Here is a 25595-nt window from a genome sequence, read left to right as displayed (position 1 = left end):
ATCTGGTATGTAAGCGTTGTCAAGTGAAACTATAGCATAACGCTCAAGAAGGACGACACCCGGACAATTACGGCGTATTTCATGAGGAAATTAGTGGGCTTGCGTTCACATAAAAAAGACCGGACAACGCGTGTCCGGTCTTCGGGTCTTCTATGTGTTTTACGCTTTGCCGGACGAACCGAACTCGCGCATTTTGCCGATAACCGTTGCTTTGATCGCATCGCGGCCTGGTGCCAGGAATTTACGCGGATCGTAAACTTCCAGGTCTTTCGTCAGGATTTCGCGCGCGACTTTCGTGAAGGACATTTGGTTCTCGGTGTTCACGTTGATTTTCGCTGTACCCAGGGATACGGCGCGTTTGATGTGCTCCGTCGGGATGCCTGTTCCGCCGTGAAGAACGAGCGGCAGGTTGATCGTTTGACAGATCTCTTCCATCTCTTTGAAGCCCAGTTTCGGCTCGCCTTTGTAAGGGCCGTGAACGGAGCCAAGCGCTGGCGCGAGGCAGTCGATGCCCGTGCGCTCGACGAGCTCTTTGCACTCTTTCGGATCTGCGTAGATAACGCCGTCAGCGACTACGTCGTCTTCTTGGCCGCCAACCGTACCCAGCTCGGCTTCAACGGAAACGCCGCGCTCGTGCGCGTATTCAACGACTTGCTTCGTGATGCGGACGTTGTCTTCGAAAGGACCGTGCGAAGCATCGATCATGACGGACGTGAAGCCCGCGTCGATCGCCGCTTTACATTTCTCGAAGCTGGAACCGTGGTCCAGGTGGATCGCAACCGGTACCGTGATTTTCATTTCTTCGACCAGGGATTTAACGATTGCGGTTACAACCGTAAAGCCGCCCATATAGCGAGCAGCGCCTTCGGAGACGCCCAGGATAACCGGGGACTTCTCTTCTTCGGCCGCCGCGAGGATCGCTTGCGTCCATTCCAGGTTATTGATGTTGAACTGGCCAACCGCATAACCTTCCTTCAAACCTTTGTTCAGCATGTCTTTCATCGAAACCAATGCCATTTTCTAGTCCTCCCTCAAGATACTTAAAGACGAATTCTTGTCCTATCCCAGTTTATTATACTCATTTATTTGTCAAAAATCGAATCATTCTAGCGAGAAATGCGGCCGAATGTTAAGAAAAAGCGAAAAAACAGCCCGGATGGCTGCTTTTCGGCGGCGACATGCTTTTATTTGATGCCGGAAATGTTGTAGTTCTCGATGATATGCTTCTGCGCGAAGACGAAGAGAATCATGATCGGCACGACCATGAACGCCGCGCCGGCCATCTGGAGCGCATAGTTGGTGCCATGCTGGCCTTTCAACAGCTGCAAGCCGACCGAGAGCGTGTACAGCTTCTCGTCGTTGGCGATGATGAGCGGCCACAGGAAGCTGTTCCAGCCGCCAATGAACGTCAGAATCGCTTGAACGGCGAGGATCGGCTTGGACATCGGGAGGATGATTTGCAGGAACAGCTTGTATTCGCTCGCGCCGTCCAGCCGCGTCGCCTCCATGATCTCGTCCGGCAGCGCGGACATGAACTGGCGGAACAGGAAGATGCCGAACGCGCTGATGAAGCCCGGCAGCACGATGCCGATCATCGTATTGGTAAGGCTGACGCTGTTCAAGATCAGGTAGACGGGAATCATCGTCACCTGACCGGGGATCATCATCGTGGCCAGCACGAGCAGGAACAGCTTGTCGCGGCCCTTGAACCGGTATTTGGCGAAGCCGAAGCCGGCCATGGCGTTGAGCAGCAGGCCGACGAAGCTGAACAGCGTGATGAGCAGCGTGTTGATCAAATAGGTGCTGAAGTCCATCTCCGTGAACAACCGGTGAAAGTTGTCGAAGGTGAACGTCTCCGGCCAGAGGGTTGGCGGGATCTGCTTGATTTCGCCCTCGGTCTTGAAGGAGGACAGCATCATCCAGACGAACGGCACGATCATCGCCACGCCGAAGACGGTGAGCGTCAATCCGACCAGCCACTGTTGAAGCCGGTCGCTGGACGAAGCGGTACGCGCGGCAGTCTGCTTGGAATGAGTCACTTCGTAACGCCTCCTATTCTTCGGCTTGCTTCCGCTGAAGTCTCAGCTGGAGCAGCGTGATCGCGATAATAATGAAGAAGAGAATGAACGAGCCGGCGGCCGCATAGCCGAAATGGCTGTATTGGAAGCCGTTCTGGTAGATGAATAGCGAAGCCGAGACGGTTCCGTTCAGCGGTCCGCCTTGGGTCATGACGAACGGTTCCTCGAAGAACTGCAGCCAGCCGATCATCGTCGTGATCGAGACGAAGACGATCGCGTACCGGAGCATCGGAATCGTGATGCGCGTCAGCTGCTGCCAGTTGCTGGCCCCGTCCAGCTGCGCGGCTTCATAGTACGAGCGGCTGATGCCCTGCAGCGCCGCGATGAAGATGATCATGTTCAGGCCGATCCCTCTCCATAGGGCGAGCAGAATGAGGGAGAGCTTGGCGATCGTCGGCTCGGTCAGCCACGGAACGCGGTCGAACCCGAGCGACGTCAGCATATAGTTGAACAGCCCGATGCCCGGATTGTAGAGATAGCTCCACACGACGGCGACGGCGACGACGTTGGTCACCGAGGGCAGATAGTAGACGACGCGGAAAATTTTGAACACACGATTGCGGCCGAAGTTGATCATCAGCGCGACGGCGAGCGAGCAGACGATGACCAGCGGCACGCCGATGATCACGTAGAATAACGTATTGCGCAGGGAGACGAGGAAAACCGGATCGGACAGAATGTCGACGTAATTCCGGAATCCGACGAACGATATATTCGAATAATCGGCCAGTCCGGCCAAATCCATGTCGGTCAAGCTAATGTAGACGGCGACCAGGATCGGCAGCAGGGAGAACACGGTCAACAAAATCAGGGTGGGACCGATGAAGACGTAAGGGGCGTACTTGGATGTTCCTTTCATGGCATCACTTCCTTATCAAGTCATTCGCCAGTGGTGCGGGCAGCGCCGGCTTTCGCGCGATGGCGAAAGCCGGCGCCCGTTCGGATGCCCGCGTTGCGGCTATTTGTCCAGCAGCTGCTGCGACTGCGCGTTGAACGCCTTCAACTGTTCGTTCAGATCGGCGTCGGCGCGATAAATTTGCTCGAACGTCTTCAGGAAGTTCTGCGAGATGTTGTCCCAAGCCTTGACGAGCGGCATCGGCTCGGCGTTCTTGAGCTGCTCCCCGACGACGGCCATGTTCGCGTCATCGCTCAGCTGCGGATCTTCCCACGCCTTCATCGTCGCCGGCAGCTCGCCGGTGAGCTTCATCCACTCCAGCTGCTTCTCGGGCTTGCTGAGGAAGGATATGAACTTCAGCGCCGCGTCCTTCTGCTCCGTGTAGTTGAAGACGGTCAGGTTGGAGCCGCCGAGCGAGCTCATGTTGTTTTGCTTGGATGGCAGCACCGCCGTCGCCCATTTGCCGTCGATATCCGGAATTTGGTCCTTAATCGTCTTGATCATCCACGGTCCGCTGATGAACATCGGCACCATGCCGTCGCCTCCGAAGCTCTGCGACGTGTCCAAGCCGAGATCGACCGGCGCGTAGCCCTTCTTGAAGTAGGTATCCAAATAGGAGACCGCTTCGGCGAATGCCGGCTCTTCGAACTGCGCCTTGCCGCCATCGATCAGCTTGGCGCCGTTCTGGCGGGCGAACATGAAGCTGAGCGTCGGCTCCTTCGGATCGAGTCCGATGCCATACTGGTCCTTGCCGCGCGCGGTTAGCTTCGCGGACGCGTCGAGCAGCTCATCCCACGTCGCCGGCGCCTTGTCGTAGCCGACGGACTTCAGCACGTCCGTGCGGTAGAAGAGGATGCGCGTCTCGGCAAGCCAAGGCACGCCGACCGTCTTGCCGTCGAACTGCGTGGAGGTGATGGTTCCCTTGAAGAAGTTGTCCGGCGCAAGCTCCGGGTAGTTCGGAATATCGTTCGTGAGATCGGCGATCGCGCCGGCGGAAGCGAACTCCGGCATCCAGGTCGTGCCCATCTGCAGTACGTCCGGCCCTTTCTTGGAGGCGACGGCGGTCAGAAGCTTATCATGGGCGCTGCCCCAAGGGATCGCCTGCACCTTGACCTTGATGTTCGGGTTCTCTTTCGTAAAATCGGCGGCCATCTGCTCCATCGGCTTGCTGCTGTCGCCCATCGCCCAAACGGACAGGGTGATGTCGCCATTGCCGGAATCGTTCCCGCCGGAACAGCCTGCCAGCAGCCCTCCAAGCACTGCAACCGCGGCGATGGTGCTTACGCTTCTTTTTCTCATTTCGGTAATTCCTCCCCTTTATGGTTCTGGATAACTGATCGTTGAAACGTTTCGATTTCGATTATAGATCATTTTGAAATCGCATACAAGCGTTTTTTGAGAGCGGATTTCCCTTCATTAATGGCTTTAAATCGGGTTGTATTCGCTTTCTTTTTGGCTATGAAGAATTGAACGAAACGTTTGACTTCATTCCAAACCTATGTTTATACTCTTTTTAACTGTTGTAGAAACGTTTCTATTGCGTTGACAGGTCGTAGGCATTCCTAGTTGAAAAGCTCGACATTACGGGATTCATCGAGAGGAGGAACCGGTTTTGACGGTTCGCATGACATCAATTGAAACATCCGTCTGGGCAGTGGAAGCAGGCGGTCTGCGGTTTACATTCCATCCCTCCGGGGATTTGCACGAAGCGATGGCGCATGACGGAATTATGCTGAATCAGGTGCTGGCCAGTCCTGTCGACGGGGCGATGAACAATGTATATTTGCGCGTGTACGACGAGGACGGGAACGTATCCACGGCATATCCGCTGATCGGAATACGTTCCCGCAGCGAGGTCGCACTCGGCAAGCGAGGCGTGCAATGGCGGGGGAACGCGGGCGGCATCGATTACGCGGTAAGCTTCCTGCTGAGCGATAAGGGCGTCTGGTTTTGGGATGTGTCGATTGCCGCTGCTAGCGGGGCATCCGTGATGGCGGACGTCGTCTACGGCCAAGATATCGGCCTGGCCGCCCCCGGCGCCGTGCGAAGCAACGAAGCGTATTTGTCTCAATATCTGGACCATTCCGCGTATGAGGATGCGAAGCGGGGATGGATCGTGTGCACCCGGCAAAATCAGCCGCAGGACGGGCGCTTCCCGTATTTGCAGCAGGGGTGCCTAAGCTACGCCACGGCGTACGCGACGGACGGTTTTCAGTTTTTCGGCCTATCGTTCAAGAATACGCATCGGCCCGAGGCGCTTACGCGCGGCGATCTGCCTAGCGAGAACTATCAATACGAATTCGCGTATACGGCGCTGCAATCTAGGCGGATGAACGCGGCCGAAGGCGGCCGAGCCGTCTTCTACGGTCTGTTCGAAGCCGATCATCCCGAAGCGGTGCGCGAGGCGGGCTTCGAGGAACGGCTGCTCGCGGCTTGGGAGGAAGTGCGGTCTACGCCGCCTGTCTTCGAGCGGTTCGAACCGGTGCCTGCCCGCGCGGCGGACATCGGCGAGCCGCTGCGTTCGCGGCCGCTAACCCGGGAGGAGATCGAGCGCCGTTATCCGCATCGTCTCCAGGAAGAATGGGACCATGGCGAGCTGCTCAGCTTCTTCACGCCGACGTACGAGCATGTCGTGCTCAAGGCGAAGGAGCTGCTGACGGAGCGGCCGCACGGCCATATTCTCATGAGCGGGGCGCCAGACCGGGCAGGCGCGGAGATGCTGACCTCCACCGCTTATATGTACGGCATCTTCCACTCGCAGCTCGTCGTCGGCAATACGTCCTTCAATAAGCTGATCGGCAACGCGCGCAATGCGCTTAATGTGCTCCATGTCTCCGGCATGCGGCTGTATGCGGAGGTTGACGGTCGATTCCGGCTGCTGGCTATGCCGTCGCTCTTCGAGATGGGCTTCAACTATGCGCGCTGGCTGTACGTGCTGGACGACGATGTGGTTGAAGTGACGAGCTACACGGCCGCCGATTCGCCGATTGCCGCGCTCGCCGTTCGCTCAGAACAGGACCGTCCGCGGCGGTATGTGCTGACGAGCCAGATGACGATGTACGAGCGAGAGTATGAGACTCCGTACAAGACGGAACGACAAGGGGAGTCGTACGTCTTCCGGGCCGCCGCCGGAACGCCGGCCGCGGACGTCTACCCGGCGCTTGGTTACCGGCTGACGCTCGAAGGGGCGGAGGCGACGGCGGCCGACGAGCGCCGGCTCGTTCCGGCGCTCTCGCCGGGGAGCGCGCCGCTGTTCGTGCTGGAGACGGAGGCGTCTTCTACATGGCAGCTGCGGATCGAAGGACGGCTGGAAGGATTGGCGAGCGCGACAGCAGCCATCCCTGCCTTGGAGCAGGCGGCCGAACAATACCGGCTTGGCATGGCCGAGCTCATGAACGGCTTTCATCTGGCCCATCCGGGTCAGCATGCCATAGGCGTCATCGAACGATTGAACATTCTCGCATGGTGGTACACGCACAATATGCGCGTTCATTTTGCGGTGCCGCACGGGCTGGAGCAATACGGCGGGGCGGCTTGGGGGACGCGGGACGTCTGCCAGGGGCCGGCAGAATATTTCCTTGCGATGCAGCATTACGACGCCGTCGGGGATATTCTCCGGATCGTCTATTCGCATCAGTACGCGGAGGACGGCGGATGGCCGCAATGGTTCATGTTCGACCGCTACCACCGGATTCAGCAGGAGGAGAGTCACGGGGATATTATCGTCTGGCCGCTCAAGCTGCTCGGCGACTATATCGCCGCGACCGGCGATCTGGCCATGCTGGAGGAGACGCTGCCTTACACGAGCCGCGCTTCGCATGAATTTACCGAGAGCCGCGAATCGCTGCTCGCCCACGTGAAGAAGCAGGTGGCGTACATCCGCTCGCATTTCCTGCACGATACGCATCTGTCGGCGTACGGGGACGGCGATTGGGACGATACGCTGCAGCCTGCGAGCGCGTCGCTTCGCGCCTATATGGCGAGCAGCTGGACGGTGGCGCTGACGTATCAGACGCTGCGCGTGTTCGGCCGGCTGCTGGCGGCGGATGAACAGTCGCCCGAACGCGCTGCGTTCGGCCGAGAAGCGGAGTCGCTTGCGGCCGGCATTCGCCGGGACTTCGGCACCTATATGGAGCCGGATGCGGTCATTCCCGGCTTCCTCTACATGGAGCAGCGGGACCGGCCACAGAAGCTGCTCCACCCGGACGATGCCGGGACCGGCATCCGCTACCGGCTGCTGCCCATGACCCGGAGCATGATCGCGGAGCTGCTTACACCGGCGCAGGCCGAGCAGCATTACGAGCTGATCAAGCGGGAGTTGCATTTCCCGGATGGAGTGAGGCTGATGGATCGGCCGGCGGCCTATGACGGCGGCGTAAGCAAGCGGTTCAAACGGGCGGAGCAGGCCGCCAACTTCGGCCGCGAGATCGGGCTGCAATATGTGCACGCCCATATTCGCTTCATCGAAGCGATGGCCAAGCTGGGCAAGGCGGACGAAGCTTGGCGCGCGCTCCACGTTATTAATCCGGTGGGATTGCGAGAGTCGGTGCCGAACGCGGAGCTCCGCCAGAGCAATGCCTATTTCAGCAGCTCGGACGGCCGATTCGCGAACCGGTACGAGGCGGCGGCGCGCTTCGACGAGCTGCGCAGCGGCAGCGTCGGGGTGAAGGGGGGCTGGCGAATCTACTCCAGCGGTCCCGGCATCTATATGAATCAGCTGATCTCGAACGTCCTTGGCATCCGGTTAACGGCGGACGAACTCGTGCTCGACCCGGTGCTCCCGAACGAGCTGGATGGTATGACGGTCCGCTTCGCGATCGGCGGACGGCCCGTACGGATCACGTATCGGCTTAGCGGCAGTTACGTTTCCGGCGTCGCTTTCAACGGCACGGCAATCGAGGCGCGCCGGTTGACGGGAACCTATCGCGACACTGGCGCATGCATTGCGCTTGAACAGCTTGATCCGCTATGGCGACGCGAAGGCGAACTTCTCAACGAATTGCTCATTCAAGCCTAAGGATCGATTGTCAGGTAAGGATGGCAGTTTGATGACAGATTATTAATGGAAAGTTGTGGTATAGTTGAGGAGCAAGCAAGCTACAGGAGGGATCGCGGTGGTTAGCATCAAGGATATCGCCAAGCATGCGGGCGTGTCGATTTCGACTGTCTCGTACGCGCTGAACGGCAGTCCTAAAGTTACGCCCGAAACGACTTCGCGCATCCTGGCGATCGCCAAGGAGCTGAATTATATTCCGAACGCCGCCGCCCGGCAGCTGAAGAAGCAGGAATCGCGCATTATCGGCGCTTTCCTGACCGATTTCACCGGCGCCTTCTACGGCGATCTGCTGCAGGGGATGAAGGAAGTGCTGAACCGCAAAGGATACGACCTCATCGTGTGCAGCGGTCTCCAGTCGCACCGGCTGCTGCCGGAGCGGATGATCGACGGGGCGATTATTCTGGATCTGACGTTCTCCGATGAGGAATTGCTCGATTTCGCCGACCGCGGGCATAAGCTCGTCGTCCTCGACCGGGAGCTGAATCACCCGGCCGTCAACGAGGTGCTGCTCGACAATAAGGCCGGCGCGAACCTCGCGATGGACTACCTCATCCAGAACGGGCACCGGAAGTTGTACATCGTGACAGGGCCGAAGGACACGTTCGACTCCCGCCAGCGGATGATCGCGGTGCGGCAGACGCTCGACCGCCATCCGGAGGTCACGGCGGTCGTGCTGGACGGCGACTTCAACAAAGGCTCCGGCGAAGCGGCGGCGCGCGTCATTATCGACGCGTACGACGGTCCGGTCGGCGTCTTCTGCCTGAACGACGAGATGGCGATCGGACTGCATAATTATGCGACCGCCCAGGGCTTCCGGATCGGGGAGCAAATCTCGGTAGTCGGGTTCGACAACATCGACCTGACGCGTTATCTCCAGCCGCAGCTCTCGACGATCCATTATTCGAAGCACCGTTGGGGCGCGATGGCGTCGGAGCAGCTGCTGCGGCTCATCAATGGCGAGTCGGTCGAGCACGAGCGTATTTACGTCTCGCTCGTCGAGGGCGAGTCGGTGAGTAACATCATAGAATAGCGAAGAGCGCATTCCCGCGGATTATTGCGGGGATGCGCTCTTGTCGTCTAATGGACGAATGCGATGCATGCGAGATGTCAGGGCAGCGTGTTCGTTGGTGCCTTCGTTACTGCCTCACCTTCTTATACTCGTTCGGCGTACAGCCGACCTCCTGCTTGAACAGCTTGGAGAAATACGAATAGTTGTCATACCCGACTTTGCTTGCGATCGCGTAGACGGAGTGCTTGCTCGTCTCGAGCAATTGCTTGGCCGCCGATATGCGTGTCTGGATGACGTAGCTGCCGAGCGACACGCCGGTCTCTTTCTTGAACAGGCGCGCCAGATAATCCGGATGCAGGTACACGGTCTCGGCCAGCGCGTTGCGGGTGAGGTCATGGCCATAGTGAGCCTGGATGAACTGCTTGACGGCTTCGACCACGGACGTCGGCTCGGCGGCATGATTCCGATGCTGCATGGCGGTGTCCACCAGATAGCGCAGGTATTCCTCCATATCCTCCAGCGAGTTAAGCGATTGCATGTGGAGCAGATCATGCGTCTTCTCGGTATACAATTGGTGGGCGACGATGCCCTTATTCTTCAGGAAGGCGTAGACGAGCTGTACGATATCCAGCCGGAACCGGCTCAGGACCGATGTGCGCAGCGTCGCATCGCGGCACATCGTGCTCATGTACCTGCTCGTTTCGTCCAGGAAGGCTTCAGGTTGGTTCTCGTTCAGCAGTTCATCCAATAGCGTCAAATTCGGCGGAACGTAATCCGCGTCGTCCGCATGATCGCTGCAAGAGACGTGCACGATTCGATTGCGGGATTTGGCGACCGCAACGTTCATGTCGAGCAGCTGCTGCAGCACGCCGCCGACTCCGTTCAGCTCGCCGGCAGGCGCGATGCTGCAGCAGGCGTCGCATTTCAGATAATGGTTAGCCTTGTGGATGAAGGACGCGCACAACTCCTCGATCAAGAGAGTATCCGGCGGCTGCGTCCATTTCAAGACGGCGATCCAGTTGCGGGGCGTGTGCTCCAGCATCGTTTCGACAGAGAAGGACGGATGCTGCAGCAGCTCGCCCAGTACGTTGAGCAGCGCGAAATCGAACAGCTCCTTCTCTTCCTTCCCCATGCTTCCGTCGTAAGGGAACAGCGTGAGCAGCAGCGGCTGGAACGTGTCGGTCATACGATAGGCGAGGTGCTGTTCTTGAACCGAACTTGCGATCGCGGCCGGCTTCACCGGGGCTGAGATACTGCTGTTGGCCAATTTGCGCCAGAAGTGCTCCACCATTTTGCCCTGATTCTGCTGCCAGAAGTAACCTTCCTGCAGCACTTTCTCGGCATGCTGCTGCTCGCTCGCCTTGACCACGGCCTTCTGAATGATCAGCATCAGCTTGTCGAACTCGATCGGCTTGAGGAAATATTCGAAGCTTTGCAGCTCGATCGCCTTCTGGGCGTAATTGAAATCGGCGTAATTGGTCAGGAAGATGGTTTGCACGCTGTATTTCTCCTCCCGAATCCACGCAAGCAGCTCCAAGCCGCTCCCCTGTGGCATTTCGATATCCGAAATCAAAATGTGCACCGCATGCTGTTTGATGATATCCCGTGCTTGGGCGACGTTGTTCGCGGTGTATACCTCGTCGATCTGCAGCGACCGCCAGTCGATTTTCTTCTCGAGCGCGGTCACCACGAAGTAGTCGTCGTCGACAAGAAGCACATTCATGGTTAGGCACTCCTTTCGTAGGTTTCGTGCGGTGGATCGGGGATCGTCAAGGTGACGCTCGCGCCGCCGCCCGCTATATTGCAGAATTGGACGGATGCTTGTTTGCGATACAGGTATTCCAGCCTGTGGACGGTGTTCATGATGCCGATCTGCGTGCCCAGCGTTTGATCGAGCGGCCGACCTTCATTGAGTCTCTCGAGTACCTCCGGCGAGAAGCCTGGTCCCGTATCCGTAATCCGGATGACCGTGCACGGTTCGCCTTCCGCATGGCCGCGTTCGACCCGTACCCGGATTTGCACCTCCTGCTCCCTTGATACCGCGTACTTGATCGCATTCTCGATGAACGTCTGCAGCACGAGCGGCGGAATTCTGGCGCCGGCTGCAAGGTCGTCCTGCTCGATCCGGTAGACGAAGGCATCCCGGTAACGGTGCTTCTGGATATCGAGGTAGATGCGGACATGCTCGAGCTCGTCGGCCAGCCGGACGAAATCCTGTTCATGTTGGAAGATATAACGGAAATAACGGGACGTCGATAACGCCATCTGCTCGATTTCCGCATGCATCTGCATTTGCGCCATGCTGTAGATGTTGGTCAGGCAGTTCAGGAAGAAATGCGGCTTGATCTGCAGCTTCATATAGTTCAGCGCAATACGCTGCTTCTCCAGCTCGCGCTCGTAGATGTCGATTTTGTACGCTTTGATCTGCCGAACTAGATGAAGAAACTGCTTATTGGCCTTCTCCAGCTCGATGATCTTGCTGTGCTCCATATCGATCGGCTCTCCCTCTTCCGTCCAGCAGGTGAGGTTGTAGGAGAAGTTCTTGATCGGTGCCAGCACCTTCTTCTTGAAGTACAGAAGGATAAAGCAAAGGTTGCAGGCGATGATGACGGCGAGCAGCACGACCAGCAGCTGGGCGATCATGATTTTCTCGAAAGCGCCGAATTGAATGACCAGGTTCACGTGGAACGAGGCGTTCGTGAACGGGGCGTCGACCGTCGTCCGGGTCTGCAGGAGATCGAGCAGGAGGGACAGCTTCGAATCGGAGCTCCCCTCGTCCCCGCGAGTTGGATTCGGACTCGTCACGGTGACGCCATCCTCGCCGACGAGCGAGGCCAGCCCGTGCTCGCCTAGATTAATCTGCCGCAGCGGCTCGATCAGGTCGTCGGCCGCGATCAGACAGATCATGTAGCTATCATGATAAGGCACGATATTCAGGACGTAATACGTGCCGTTCAGATTGAGGGTGGACCAGCGGGAGTAGAACTTCTCGTAGAGATTTTTATCCTGAACATACAATTCGATCTGCCGCTTGAGCGACTGGTATTGCGGATAGGACAAGTTCATGGGCGCGCTGTTCAGCAGCGCATTCGGTTGATTCAGGTAGAGGAAGAAATTGTAATCCTCCCCGTAGAACTTCTGAAGCTCGGCGAACCGCTTGTATAAATTCCGGTTGGCCTTTATAAACGCATAGTCGCTTACCGCAAGCGCCGACATCTTCTCCACGTTCTCGTCGTTGGCGAGCGTCCAGCCCATGAAGTGATTCATATAATTGAAGTCCTTGTTAATCCGGTTGATATACAACTCCGCGGTGTCCCGAACATAACGCGAGGACTGCTGCTTGACGATGGTGATCGTGGCGAAGCTGATCGCGAAATCCAGAATGAGGGCAGAGAACGAAATGAAGAGCATGATCTTCACGTAGTGCTGGATCGGGTAGGTTTTGCCTGCTTTGTTTGTCGCATGGGTAGCCATATGCCGCCGAACGCTCCTCTCCGGTGCTTCCTTATTTCCAATAAAGCGGTTTCATTTAGATAGGGACTATTATAAAGCCGGCCTATCGAAAAACAAATCGCGAATTGCCGCTCGCATCCGGAAAAGTCCGGATAGTGGCAGGAGAAGTCCGAATTCCGTCAGGCGCGGAAGCGGCTGCGGGCTTGTTGTTGGATGCGCCGGCCGCAAAGGTCCGGAAAATGCGAGCATGAAGTCCAAATAACAGCGAAAGCGGCGTTCTATACTTGAACTATCAACAGGCTCCGCCCGCCGCAAGGGCGTAATCAACGGGCGGAGCCTGCGCCAATAGAGAAGGGGGATTGCTTTGAGAGCCAGCCAACCGAATATGAGCCTGCAGCGCACGCTGACTCGGATCGGCCGGAACTGGGGCTTGTATCTGCTGCTGCTGCCGGCCGTGGTGCTGCTGCTTTGTTTTACTTACAAGCCGATGTACGGCGTCGTGATCGCCTTCAAGGATTTCAGCCCCGCGCTCGGCATATCCGGGAGTCCATGGGCGGGATTGAAGTACTTCGAGAAGTATTTTCATTCCTATCAATTCTCGGTCACGATCAAGAATACGCTGATCATCAGTCTGTACAGCTTCGTGCTATTCCCGATTCCGATCATGTTCGCGCTGCTCGTGAATCAGATGCGGCAGAACTACTTCAAGCGCCTCTTCCAGACCGTCACGTACATGCCGCACTTCATCTCGACCGTCGTTATGGTCGGACTTATGATGATCCTGCTCTCCCCGGGCAACGGGCTGATCGGGCACCTCTACGGCTTGTTCGGCGCGGAAGCTCCGAATGTCATGGGATCCGCGGGCTTGTTCAGCAGCGTATACGTGTGGTCGGATGTCTGGCAGCACACCGGCTGGGACAGCATCATCTACATTGCGGCGTTATCGGCGGTGGATCCGAGCTTATACGAGGCCGCCACGGTAGACGGGGCGAGCCGATGGCAGAAAATCCGCTACATCGACATTCCGATGCTCATCCCGACGGCGATTACGCTGCTCATTCTGCGCGTGGGCGGACTGCTCGGCGTCGGCTTCGAGAAGGCGTATTTGATGCAGAACAACCTGAATCTATCCGGCAGCGAGGTCATCTCGACCTACGTGTACAAAATCGGGCTGTTAAGCGCGCAGTACAGCTTCTCCTCGGCGATCAATCTGTTCAATACGATCATCAATTTCATCCTGCTCATTCTGGTCAATTGGGTGTCGCGACGATACAGCGGGCAAAGTCTTTGGTAAATGGAGGAGGGAGGGAATATGGCAGCAACGGCAAAGCAAGCCTGGCCGGCAAGGAAAGGCAGCTCGTCCGACAAGATCACGGAGATGTTGCTTTACGTTTGGGCGGCGGTTACGCTGATCGTCGTGTTGTATCCCATTTATTTTATCGTCATTGCGTCCTTCAGCGATCCGGCCGCGGTCGGCAATGGACAGGTATGGCTGTATCCGAAGGGCTTTACGTTCGACGGGTATCTGGAACTGCTGAAGCACGCCAACATTTGGATCGGGTACCGGAATACGATTCTATACACCGTCGTCGGCACGGCGATCGGACTGGCCGTCAATCTATCCGCGGCCTATGCGCTGTCGAGGAAGGACTTGTTTGGACGGAAGGTGCTGACGCTGTTCTTTATCTTCACGATGTTTTTCAACGGGGGGCTGATCCCCACGTTCCTGACGATCCGCGACTTCCATCTGTACGACACGTTCCTGGTCATGGTGCTGCCGTTCGCCGTCGGGGTGTTCGATATCATCGTGGCGCGGACGTTCTTCCAGACGAGCATCCCGGGGGACTTGTGGGAGGCGGCGCAAATTGACGGCTGCGGCAACCTCCGTTACTATGTGGGGGTCGTCCTGCCGCTGTCGAAGGCGGTCGTCGCCGTGCTGGCGCTGTGGATCGCGGTCGGCCACTGGAACTCGTATTTCAATGCGCTTATCTATTTGCAAAATAAAAATCTATATCCGCTGCAGCTCGTCCTGCGGGATATTCTGATCACGAACCAGATGCAGTCCGGCATGGGGACCGGCGAGGCCGCCCAAATCGCGATGCGTCTGGCCAATATGCTCCGGTATTCCGTCATCGTGGTGTCGACCATTCCGATCATGTGCTTCTACCCGCTCGTGCAGAAGCACTTCAATCAGGGGGTGATGATCGGCGCCGTGAAGTCCTAGAAGTCCGGTGATAAAGTGGCCGGAGAGCCGGTATGGGCTTACACTCGCTGTTGTAACCGGACAACGAATCGCGCGATAAGGCAACGAACCATTCACTATGAACGTTCAGGGGGATTGGACATGGAGAACAGATCGGCGAAGAAGACAATAAGCAGAAGGCTCGCTCTGCTTGCAATCGTCACGACGCTAGGTGCGGCCGTGCTGGCAGGCTGCAGCAGCGACAATAGCGATGGCGGCAATACTACCGCAGTCAGCGGGAGCGGGAATATGAACCCGGAAGGGCTTCCGATCGTCAAGGAGCAGGTCACGCTCAACGTGCTGACCGTTCGTTGGGGCAATATGGGCGATAGCTTCGTCAAGAACACCTGGCTGCAGGAGCTGGAGAAGAACTCGAACGTCAAGATCAATTGGCAGGTCATGTCCTCCAACGATTGGAACGACCAGAAGTCGGTCATGCTGGCCAGCGGCAAGCTGCCGGACGTCATTCTGGGGGACATTGCCTACGGAGATTCGGACATCGTCAACAATGCGGGCTCTTTCCTTGCGCTGGATGAATTGATCGACAAGCATATGCCGAATTTGAAGGCCGCGATGGAAGAATCGCCGGAGCTTCGGAAGATCAGCACGTTCCCCGACGGGAAAATCTACTCGCTGCCGGCGCGGCTGCCGTCCAGACCGGTAACCCAGAATCAGCCGGTCATCAACAAAGCCTGGCTGGACAAATTGGGACTTGCGGCGCCGACGAATATCGACGAGCTGTACACCGTGCTGAAAGCGTTCAAGGAAAAGGACCCGAACGGCAACGGCAAAGCGGACGAAATCCCGTCTAGTAATGCGGGCGATATCGACATGTTCCTGCTGACGCCCTTCGGCATTACCGATCTGCGAGCGAACCGTATGATGATTCAAGACGGCAAGCCGGTCTATTATCCGACGTCCGAGGCGTATAAGGAAGGGCTCAAGTGGGCCCGTAAGCTGTACGAGGAAGGCTTGATCGACAAGGAATCCTTTACCCAGGACAACACGATGCTGACGGCCAAACGGCAAAATCCAGACGTGCCGCTGATCGGCTTCACCTATCAATGGACGCCGGACGCCGTCTTCGGCAAGTGGAGCGATCAGTACGAGACGATCGCGCCGATCGCAGGTCCAGATGGGAAGCGCTATCAGGAGGGCGATCCGAGCGGTCTCAGCTTCAGACGCAATCAGCTGCTCATTACGAGCTCGAGCAAATACCCGGAGGTGGCCGCGCGCTGGGCGGACCAATTCTATACGAACGAGGCGAGCATTCAGAATTTCTGGGGCGCGATCGGCACCTCCATCGAGAAGGGCACGGACGGCACGTATTCCCTCCTGAAAGCGCCGGAAGGCACCAGCGCCGACGCCTGGTATTGGGATAATTCGTTCCGCGACTTCGGACCGAAATACGTCAGCCCGGATTTCGAGAAGAACATCAAGCTGGATCCGACGACCGGCGACGGCTTGAAGCTGCAGCTCGACAAGCTGGGCAAGGACGATGTCACCGAGCCGTTCCCGAGCGTTATGTATACGGCGGAGGAGTACCAGGAGCTGCCGACGCTGACGACCGATATCGACGGTTATATCGCGAGCACCCGCGCCGAATGGATCACCAAGGGCGGCATCGACGAGAATTGGGACGCTTACGTGAAGAAGCTCGAAGAGATGGGACTTGCGAAGCTGATCAAGATTTACGAGGATGCTTACGATCGCTACATGAGCGTCAAATAAAGGGCGCATGCACGGGCTGCATGCGATTGATGCCCGGCGGCCGCGTGCTGCCGGGCATTCGTATGCCGCCGGATATTCGCATGAGAAAGATCATAATAAAACACCTCATTATCCTAATAGGCCAACTCTTATTGTAAGCCCTTACACTTTATGATGGAACGTGTAAGCCAAGCACGAATACGATCGAGGAGGAGTGGGCAATGGCAAGCGGCAAGCGAATGGTTTCGGCCATTCTGGCGTTCCTGATGCTGTTCATGGCATATCCGGTATACGCATCGGATAACGCGGCAGCGGGCGAAGGAGACAACGGGGCGGTCTCTTATGTACGCATCAAGAATAAGTGGAAGAGCAATTATTTGTATGAATCGTCGAATGGGATCGTCCGGTACGGACTGACCGCGATGGGCGATCAGACGTCGCACTGGCAGATCGAAGAATCGGGCGGCGTCAAGCGGATTAAGAATCGGGCGACCGGCCACTACATTACGATGGCGCAGACGCCGCAGCGGCGCGACCCGCTCTATAGCAAGGCCGTGGGAGAAAGCCAGGCGTCGGACCAGTGGCTGATCGAGGATGCCAGCCGTCCGGGCTACGTCATTATTAAGAACGCGGCCAATCCGGCGGGGAACCTCGTCCTTCACCAAGAGGACCAGCTCGGCTTCGCCGAAGTAAGCGGCGATATCAACATCACCTTCGAGAGTCCGCAGTGGATGCTGGAGCCGGTCGATCCGGAAGGCGAGCCGGTTCGCATCGTCAACCAATTCAAGGCCGGCCAATATCTCTACGAGGATAAAGACGGGATGGTCAAATTCGGCGGCGAACGCGGCATGACGGATACGACGACCCATTGGTTCATCGAGAAGGTCAAGCTGGGGGAGGACGCCTCCAGCGTGCGGCTGCGCAATCGCGCAACCGGGCATTACATCACGCAGGGCGCCGAAGGCTGGATGCCCTTGGCGGCAGGGGCGATGGACGGCATTAAGAGCGAATGGATTATGGGAGCGGCGGCAACTGCAGGGTTCGTGACATTCGCCAATGCCAGCGCGCCGACTTACGTGCTGAACACGCAGTTCCCGGATGACGCCAACGTGCGGGCGAATGATTGGGCGCAGCCTGCATGGGGCAGCGCGCAATGGCGAATCGAGCTGGCGGCGGATATCGAGCCGGTATGGATCTCCAACTATGCGGAGAATCCGGCTGCAGCTCTCTATCTCTACGAAGATGGCGGGATCGTCAAGTATGGGGCGATCACGGGCGAGAACCGCGGCAACTATGCCTATCGGTGGATGCTGGAGGACTTCGACGGCAAGAAGCTGATCCGCAATCTAGCCACCGGTCATTACATCCACGGCGGCCAATCGGCCGGCCCGCTGCAGGCTGGACCGATCGCGGCCATGGAAGCTTCTTATCAGTGGTCGATGGCGTCCTCCGCCGTATATGACGACTACAAGACGTTCCAGAGCGCCGCGCAAGCGGGCGCGTACTTGAACATTGAAGCAGCCGCCGGCTCGGCGGAGGCGGGCGCGATCGATCCGAATGCGAATGCCGCGCAATGGCTGCTCGGCGATCCGGCAGCGGTCAACGACGGCTCCCCGCAATACGTGCGCATCATGAACGAGTGGCAGTCGATGGTCTTGTACGAGGATGCGAACGGGCTGCTCAAATACGGCAATACGCGGAGCGGCGACCAACGGGACCAATGGCTCATCGAGGTGTTCCAGGGCCGCAAGCGAATCAAGAACCGCGAGACGAATCACTATATCAACCTTGAACAGGTAACCGACGGCCATATCGGCGTGACCGACGTGGAGGACGGGTGGAAGTCGGCCGTATGGGTTATCGAGGATACCGGCGGCGGTTCCAGACTCATCCACAGCGTGCTGGATGCCAATGATCAGGAAGGCCAGCAGAAATATTTGCATCTGCAGAATTTAACGAAATTCGCGGAGTACGGCATCATCAATCCGAATTGGGGCAGTCCGCGCTGGCGGTTCGTCCCTGTTCCGAAGGAAGCGCCGGGTTATATCCGGCTTAAGGGCAAGGCTACGGGCCAATATTTGGTCGAAGTGACCGAAGCCGGCGATGATCTGGGTAAGGTGAAATCGGCCGCTGTGCCGGCGTCCGACACGTCCTCCATCTGGTTTCCGGAGGATGCGGGAGACGGCGTCGGTTCCGTCCGGCTGAAGAATCTTCGCACCGGCCACTATATCTCAATGGAAGGCGTCGGCGGTAACGTCGAGCAGGATGCGCCGGCTTTTAAGCTCTTGGCGGAGACGATTTATCCGCAATGGGGCAGCGCCAAATGGTATTTGCAAAATAGCGCGAACGACGGCTACGTCAACATCAAGAGCGCATGGGCGGGCCACTTCGTCTATACGGCGAGCGGCGAGGATGCGGGCTATGCGAAGGTCAGCAAGCTGGCGGCGGATACCGACGAGGGGCAATTCGCGGTCGAACGCGTGACGCCGCCGAAGACGCCGCTGCCTACGGCGCCGGTACGCATCAAGAATGCGGCGAACGGTCAATATCTGTACGAGAATCGGGGCGGGATCGTGCTGTACGGTCAAGTCGGCGAAGACAACGGCTACGCCCATTGGCAGCTGGAGACGGAGAACGGAATCAGCCGCATCCGCAACCGCGCGACCGGACATTACATGACTGTCCTCGGCGATTATTCGTATATCGCGGGCCGGGAGCTTGCCCAAGGCGGCGAAGCGGCTGGGCAATGGTCCATCGAGGAGCAGGGCGCGAGCTATCTCATTCGCAGCACGGCCGCGGGCTTCGAGGACGAGTACGTCCATGCTCAGGGCGGGGCTGGCTATGCGGAACGGGGGCTGTACCCAACCTCGTACGGTACGCTGCAGTGGACATTCGAAGCCGCGCCGGAAGCGTTCGTGACGCCGGAGATGGGCGAGGCGCGCAACGAAGCGACCGGCACGCCGGTCTTCAGCGATTCGAACGACATTGTGATTACATCGGGAGGCAGGACGCTTAAGGAGATTAACGGCAGCGCCGTCGCATGGAACGGGAATGCGGAGGGAGACGTGTCCGCACGATGGCTGCTCCAGGACTATAACGGCCGGAAGCTGATCCGCAACCGGATGTCCGGCAAGCTGCTGTCGCTGGATCTTGCGCTGAAGGACGGGGCGCGTCCGACGGATGCCGAGCAGTGGCTGCTGGAGGAGCGACTAGGGCGTGTCGTCATCGTGAATGCCAAGCAGTCCGGGGCGCTATATCTCGGAGACTCAGGGCTAGCGTACGGCGAGGCTGGTCTAGCCGCAGGCGCTGCATGGGAACTGACGCCGGTAGCCGGAGATCCTGTGTACGAAGCGGAGGAGGCGTTCCACAGCAGCACGCTGGCGGTTGTTTCTCAAGCGAAAGGTTTCTCCGGAACCGGATATATCGCCGGCATGGCAAGCGAGTCGGATTTGGTGCGCTTCACCGTCAACGCGGGAGCAGCCGGAGCTTACCAGGCTTCCATTCGATATCTGTCGGACGACTCATCCGAGCTTGGCATCGCGGTTAACGGCCAGCCGGCCGGCACGCTGGCCATTCCGGCGGCAGGCAGCTGGAGGAGCGCGACCCTGAGTCTTGATCTGCGCGCCGGCATCAATACGGTCACCGTGCGCAAGGCGCGCGGGGCGGGCGGCTCCATCGCGCTTGATGCGCTGACCGTGCGCAATAGCATCAACAAAGCCTACAGGGGGGCTACCGTGCCGTACGTCTCCTATGAGGCTGAACACGCCGATACGAACGCGACGCTGATCGGACCGTCGCGCGTCTATCGCGAGATGGCTTCCGAAGCTTCCGGCCGGCAGGCGGTGCAGCTGGATGCGACGGGCGAATACGTGGAATTCACGCTGGCCAAGCCGGCGAACGCGATCGTGCTCCGTTACGCCATGCCGGACAGCGCGGACGGCAGCGGCATCGAGGCGACGCTCGGATTGTACGTGAACGGCACGTTCCGTCAGAAGCTGCATTTGACCTCTAAATATGCGTGGGAGTACGGCAGTTATCCATGGTCGAACGATCCTAAGCAGGGCAGCGCGCACCGCTTCTTCGACGAGATTCACGCGCTGATCGGCGATGTGCCGCAGGGCGCCACGATCCGGCTAGAGAAGGATGCGGACAGCACGGCAGATTATTACGTCATCGATCTGGCCGATATGGAGCAGGCGGACGGTCCGCTGAGCATGCCGCAAGGATTCCTTGACGTCACCGGCTTCGGCGCGAAGGCAGACGACGGCATCGACGATACGGCGGCGTTCAAGGCCGCCATGGCAGCCGCCAAGGAAGAAGGCAAGGGCGTCTGGTTCCCGGCAGGCACCTTCGAACTGCGCGACGGTCTTCTCGATCTGGGCGATATCGTCATCCGGGGCGCGGGCATGTGGCATACGACGCTGCTCGGCGCCAAATTCGCCGGACGTGGCGGGCGCATCGAGGTGTACGACCTGCTCGTCGACGGCGATCTGAACGTCCGCGACGACGAGGCGAGCACGCACGGCTTCGAGGGCGAATTCGGTCCGGGGTCGCTCCTGCAGAACGTATGGATCGAGCATGCGAAGACGGGGCTGTGGCTGACCCGCATGAAAGGCAGCGATGGCTTCACGGACGGCTTGCATATGGTCGGCCTTCGGATGCGGAATCTCATGGCTGATGGCATCAACTTCTGCGTAGGCACAAGCAACAGCATGATCGAGCAAAGCGATATCCGTTATCCGGGCGACGACGGCATCGCGATGTGGTCGACCGGCGGTCTGGCCAGCACGAATAACACGGCGAGGTTCAATACCGTCTCGCTGCCATGGCTGGCGGATAATCTGGTCATCTTCGGCGGCAAGGACAACAAGATGACGGATAATATCGCCAAAGACACGATCGTGAACGGCGCGGGCTTGGCGGTCTCGACCCGGTTCAATCCGGTGCCGTTCAGCGGCACGACGATCGTGGAGCGTAATACGCTGATCCGTACCGGCAGCAAGGATAACGGCTACGGGGTGAACCTGGGCGCGATCTGGCTGTTCGCAAGCGACAAGGATATGAACGCGGATATTCGCATCCGCGACAACACGGCCCTCGACAGCACGTACGCGGGGCTGATCGTCCATGGCGATTTCGCGATGAACGGCGTGGTTCTCGAGAATATCGTGCTGGATGGCGTCGGCACCAATGGTATCGATGTCACGCCGAATGTGAAAGGATCGGTCGCGGCCGACAATATCATCGTGCGCGGCGAGCGGATCGCCGTCGTGAACGACGTCAATCCGCAGTTCGAGTTCGTGGAGCGCAATGAGGGGCTCGCCAGTATTCGCAAGCCATTCGGCGTCCGGCTGGGCGATGCCGCAGCAGGACCGTTCGAGCTGGCGGCGGATCATGAGGCGTCGCTCGGCGTCTTCGCCGGCGACGGGACCGAGGTGACGGCAGATGCGCAAATTACAATTGCCGACGGCGCCGTTGCCGCGTATGCGGACGGGAAGTTGAAAGGTCTCAAGCCGGGCGATACGGAACTGAAAGTCATCCATGACTCGCACATTCGCCGGTTTACGCTGCGCGTGACATCCGTTCAAGAGGATAACGGCAATGGTAATGGTAACGGTAACGGCAATGGCAATGGTTCGGGTTCGGTCGTTACGCCGGGGCAATCCGGAGGCAGCGGCGACGGCATTTCCGTCTCGGCCGACCATCGGACGAACGATCAAGCGTTGGAGAGCGCGGTCAAAGGCGGACATACATCCGTCATGTTCCGTTTGGATTCCTCGTCCTCCAGCGGTCAGGCAGCATTCGGCGTGAAGGCACTGCGCAGCGCGGCGCAAGCCGAACAGGCAGCGGTGCTCGTGATTACAGCGCCAGGGGCGAGCTATCGCTTCCCGCTGAGCCTCGTGGAGCAGGTGCTGCGGGATCATGGGATTACGAATGCGGAAGAGGCAGTCATGACTTTCGCGATCCATGCCGCAGCGTCCGATCTGGCCGTCAAGCTTCAAGGCGATGCGGCGAAGCAGGGCATAGAGCTTGTCGGCAAGCCGACTGAGTTCGGCGTGACGATTCAGGCAGGCGGACGTACGACTGAAGTCGTAAGCTTCGGCGGCAAGTACATCGAGCGCACGCTTACGATTGAAGACAAGCTGGATAGCGCGCAAACAACCGTATTGACGTATGACTCGGCAAGCGGGCGCTTCCGATTCGTACCGGCAACCTTCACGTTCGCGGACGGCGTGAGCGTTGTCACGATCAAAAGCACGGGCAACAGCATCTACACCGTCGCGAAGCTTGCCCGTACGTTCGCGGACACCGCCGGTCATTGGGCGGAGCGCGAAATCGCGCTGCTGGCCTCCAAAGGCATTCTAAACGGCGTATCCATCCAGACGTTCGAACCTGGCCGTGCCGTGACGAGGGCCGAATTCGCGGCGATGCTGGTCCGCGCGCTCGGACTTCGCCAGAGCGGCAAGCCGATTACCTTCCCGGACGTCGCATCCGGCAGCTGGTATGAGGATCCGGTCCAAGCTGCGGCCGGAGCGGGGCTGATCAAAGGCTACGCGAACGGGAATTTCGGTCCGGACGACCGCCTGTCGCGCGAGCAGCTGGCCGTCATGGCCGTTCAAGCGCTGGCATTCGTATCCGGCCGCAAGCCGGCCGCCTCGGCGAACGGCTACGCCGACGCTGCGGCGATCCATGTCTGGGCAGCGGAAGCTGTCGCCCAGGCGACCGCAGCGGGGCTTATGAAAGGCACCGCATCCGGCACCTTCGCGCCGGCCGGTACGGTTACGCGCGGCGAAGCGGCTGTTCTGCTCGATCGGCTGCTGACTGTATCGGGATTGTGGAATGAACGTTAAGCGAGGCCGTTAAGCGTGAAGTGAAAAAAAGAGGTCGTGGTCTGCCGCGGGGAGCGGTTGACCACGACCTCTTGTCGTTCATCGCCAAGGGGACTTATCCATAATAAGGCGAGATCATCACGTACACGATAACACCCGTCAGCGAGACGTACAGCCAGAGCGGCATCGTCCAGCGGACGATCCGGCGGTGCTTCTCCACCTGCATGTTGAGGCCGCGCGCCGTCGAGATGAGCGCTAGCGGCACGATGACAATCGCCAGCAGGATATGCGTAATCAGGATGAAGAAGTAGATGCCGCGCAGGATGCCCGTTCCGCCATATGGCGTCGATTCCGACAGCCCGTGGTAGGTGACGTACGAGATCAGGAACAGCGCGGTCGACGTGAACGCGGCGAAGATGAATCGTTTATGCAGCGTGACGTTTTTCTTCATAATGAAATACAGCGCCGCAAGCAGGAAGACGAACGTGAAGCTGTTGAAGATCGCGTTCAGCATCGGCAGCAGGTAAATGTCGAAGCCGACTTCCCCGTCGTAGCCTGGAAGGAAAAACAAAATCGCGACCAGCACGTTGATGCCGATCGACAGCCCGACGATGAGCGGGGCGTAATTGCGCGTCCGTCCGGTCGTGGCGTTCGGATGCAATGGCTTTTTCGAAGACATGGGCAGGTACTCCTTCTCCAAGATTGTCCTACCCCTCTACAGTAGTCGATCGCGTCTATGCCTCGCAACCGGATCGGGCCGCCAGTTCTAACAGATTTGTGGCGTCACCGGATTGACAAAAACGCGGACGCTCCGCTATGATGGCTCATTATCCACCAACTGGAAGGAGTCTAGCGCCATGTTCGGCATTTTGAACTACGAAGTATTCCTCGTCTCGTGCATCCTGCTCAATCTCATCCCAGGCGCCGATACGATGTACGTGCTGGGAAGGAGCGTCTCCCAAGGCCGGAAGGCCGGCGTCTATTCGGTGTTCGGCATCATCAGCGGCTCGGTCATCCACACCCTGCTCGTCGCGTGCGGCTTGTCCGTCATTTTAATGAAATCGTTGCTCGTGTTCAACGTGATCAAAATCGCGGGCGTCGTCTACCTCGTTTATTTGGGTATCCGCATGCTGCTGGACCGAACGAAACCGGCCTCGATCGAAGAAGGTGGACAGCACGGCAATATCCGAGGCGTCTTCGTGCAGGGCATCCTGACGAGTCTCATGAATCCGAAGGTGTCGCTGTTCTTCCTGGCGTTCCTGCCGCAATTCATCGCACCCGGCGCTTCCGGACCGATTCCGTTCCTGCTTCTGGGGCTGACGTTCTGCACGACCGGCCTATTGTGGTGCCTATTCGTGGCCTATTGCTCCTCGTACATGAGCGGCTGGCTCAAAGGCAGCCCGCGCGCCGTCGCGCTCATGAACAAGGTGACCGGCGTCATGTTCATCGGGCTCGGCTTGAACTTGCTGCGGACAAAGTCGCCGCAATAGGAGACAGCGGTCGCTACAGGAGCGAAACTGCGGTGGGTACTGGTACGAATAGGGTAGCTGGTGTGGCAGTGAGAGGCATTGGTGCTGGCTCTGTTACGGCGGAAACCTCTGTTTTTGAATTGATAGTGGATAGGCGCGTTATTGTTATCGGAGGAGCCGGTGTTTTCTCCGCTGTAGGATGGTTTACAGACTTTGCAAGAGATAAGTTTTTTGGGGGATCGATTCGGTTTGCTTACTTTCTTTGGCGCTTTAACTTATTCACAAGACATGCTGTTTACCTTTGGTTGCGGTGGGCTAATTTTAGTCCTCTGCTTTCTCTTGCGAAAATTTCAAAAACTATTTGTCGGCAGCTTTGTAACATTAGGGTTATCCATGATTGGTTTCGGAATTATTCTCACCTTAGAGAAACAGAGAATTGTTGAGCGTGGTGGCTGGTTGTTGATGTTGCCCTCTTTGGGGCTATTCATATTTATTATTATGGTTTCTTTGTCGGGCTATCGTATGGCCAATGGGAATGCAGAATTGGAAAGAATGATGAAGTTGGGGATTTACTTAGTCTTCGTTTTTGCCATTCCATTCTTCTTAATTGTTTTCTACGCTTTGTTGTTTAAGTAATTGAAGATTGGCATGGAACTATGACCACATGTGAGCATCTACTCCATGTGGTTTCTTTTTGTGTTTCGAAATTTATGCTAGGGCAAAGAATGAAATTTCGCATAAAATTCCACCTCTTGATCGTAATAACGCACATTTTTCCAGCAGAGGTTTGCTGTTACGATAGGTTTTGTCATCGCACAATGAATAGCGCTTACATGAACGAAAGGAGTTGATG

The 25595-nt window shown here is 58.0% G+C and carries 15 protein-coding genes; 8 read left to right on the top strand and 7 right to left on the bottom strand.

Going from position 1 to position 25595, the window contains the following annotated elements; translation table 11 throughout:
- Positions 1-159 precede the first annotated feature (159 nt).
- From ACFFSY_RS09475 to ACFFSY_RS09460, 4 genes are all read right to left on the bottom strand, one after another.
- Positions 160-1017, bottom strand: a complete 858-nt coding sequence (locus tag ACFFSY_RS09475) for a class II fructose-bisphosphate aldolase (protein WP_148928628.1) — start codon at positions 1015-1017, stop codon at positions 160-162.
- 167 nt (positions 1018-1184) lie between these two features.
- Positions 1185-1976, bottom strand: coding sequence for a carbohydrate ABC transporter permease (locus tag ACFFSY_RS09470; protein WP_377493678.1), 792 nt, complete (start codon positions 1974-1976; stop codon positions 1185-1187).
- 76 nt (positions 1977-2052) lie between these two features.
- Positions 2053-2937: a carbohydrate ABC transporter permease gene (locus ACFFSY_RS09465; protein ID WP_377493144.1), complete on the bottom strand. Its 885-nt coding sequence runs from the start codon at positions 2935-2937 to the stop codon at positions 2053-2055.
- A gap of 99 nt (positions 2938-3036) precedes the next feature.
- Positions 3037-4272: a sugar ABC transporter substrate-binding protein gene (locus ACFFSY_RS09460; RefSeq protein WP_377493142.1), complete on the bottom strand. Its 1236-nt coding sequence runs from the start codon at positions 4270-4272 to the stop codon at positions 3037-3039.
- Between the two features lie 325 nt (positions 4273-4597).
- Between ACFFSY_RS09460 and ACFFSY_RS09455 the strand changes: the two genes are divergently transcribed.
- Together ACFFSY_RS09455 and ACFFSY_RS09450 are read left to right on the top strand one after the other, a co-directional pair.
- The gene (locus ACFFSY_RS09455) at positions 4598-7990 is read left to right on the top strand and encodes a GH36-type glycosyl hydrolase domain-containing protein (protein WP_377493676.1); all 3393 of its coding nucleotides are present in this window, start codon (positions 4598-4600) and stop codon (positions 7988-7990) included.
- A 97-nt stretch (positions 7991-8087) separates the two neighbouring features.
- The gene (locus tag ACFFSY_RS09450) at positions 8088-9059 is read left to right on the top strand and encodes a LacI family DNA-binding transcriptional regulator (protein ID WP_377493140.1); all 972 of its coding nucleotides are present in this window, start codon (positions 8088-8090) and stop codon (positions 9057-9059) included.
- 106 nt (positions 9060-9165) lie between these two features.
- Here ACFFSY_RS09450 and ACFFSY_RS09445 read toward each other — a convergent pair whose 3' ends face one another.
- Positions 9166-10761: a response regulator transcription factor gene (locus ACFFSY_RS09445; protein ID WP_377493138.1), complete on the bottom strand. Its 1596-nt coding sequence runs from the start codon at positions 10759-10761 to the stop codon at positions 9166-9168.
- A gap of 2 nt (positions 10762-10763) precedes the next feature.
- Positions 10764-12512 (bottom strand): sensor histidine kinase, encoded by a 1749-nt coding sequence (locus ACFFSY_RS09440; protein ID WP_377493136.1) that lies wholly within the window; start codon positions 12510-12512, stop codon positions 10764-10766.
- A gap of 364 nt (positions 12513-12876) precedes the next feature.
- Here ACFFSY_RS09440 and ACFFSY_RS09435 point away from each other — a divergent pair, with 364 nt between their 5' ends.
- From ACFFSY_RS09435 to ACFFSY_RS09420, 4 genes are all read left to right on the top strand, one after another.
- Entirely contained in the window at positions 12877-13785 is a 909-nt protein-coding gene (locus ACFFSY_RS09435) for an ABC transporter permease (protein ID WP_377493674.1), read from the top strand.
- Positions 13786-13803: 18 nt separating this feature from the next.
- On the top strand, positions 13804-14715 hold the full coding sequence (locus ACFFSY_RS09430) for a carbohydrate ABC transporter permease (protein WP_377493134.1): 912 nt from the start codon (positions 13804-13806) through the stop codon (positions 14713-14715).
- A 120-nt stretch (positions 14716-14835) separates the two neighbouring features.
- Positions 14836-16464 (top strand): extracellular solute-binding protein, encoded by a 1629-nt coding sequence (locus ACFFSY_RS09425; RefSeq protein ID WP_377493132.1) that lies wholly within the window; start codon positions 14836-14838, stop codon positions 16462-16464.
- A gap of 200 nt (positions 16465-16664) precedes the next feature.
- Positions 16665-23294: an S-layer homology domain-containing protein gene (locus ACFFSY_RS09420; RefSeq protein WP_377493130.1), complete on the top strand. Its 6630-nt coding sequence runs from the start codon at positions 16665-16667 to the stop codon at positions 23292-23294.
- Positions 23295-23388: 94 nt separating this feature from the next.
- Here ACFFSY_RS09420 and ACFFSY_RS09415 read toward each other — a convergent pair whose 3' ends face one another.
- Positions 23389-23952, bottom strand: a complete 564-nt coding sequence (locus tag ACFFSY_RS09415) for a DUF420 domain-containing protein (protein WP_377493128.1) — start codon at positions 23950-23952, stop codon at positions 23389-23391.
- A gap of 178 nt (positions 23953-24130) precedes the next feature.
- Here ACFFSY_RS09415 and ACFFSY_RS09410 point away from each other — a divergent pair, with 178 nt between their 5' ends.
- Both ACFFSY_RS09410 and ACFFSY_RS09405 read left to right on the top strand, forming a co-directional pair.
- Positions 24131-24763, top strand: a complete 633-nt coding sequence (locus ACFFSY_RS09410) for a LysE family translocator (RefSeq protein ID WP_377493126.1) — start codon at positions 24131-24133, stop codon at positions 24761-24763.
- A 210-nt stretch (positions 24764-24973) separates the two neighbouring features.
- The gene (locus tag ACFFSY_RS09405; RefSeq protein WP_377493124.1) at positions 24974-25378 is read left to right on the top strand and encodes a hypothetical protein; all 405 of its coding nucleotides are present in this window, start codon (positions 24974-24976) and stop codon (positions 25376-25378) included.
- The last annotated feature ends 217 nt before the right edge of the window (positions 25379-25595 follow it).

It is taken from the genome of Paenibacillus aurantiacus (assembly GCF_042431225.1).
Taxonomy (GTDB): Bacteria; Bacillota; Bacilli; order Paenibacillales; family Paenibacillaceae; genus Paenibacillus_Z; species Paenibacillus_Z aurantiacus.
This window is presented reverse-complemented; position numbering and strand designations above follow the sequence as displayed.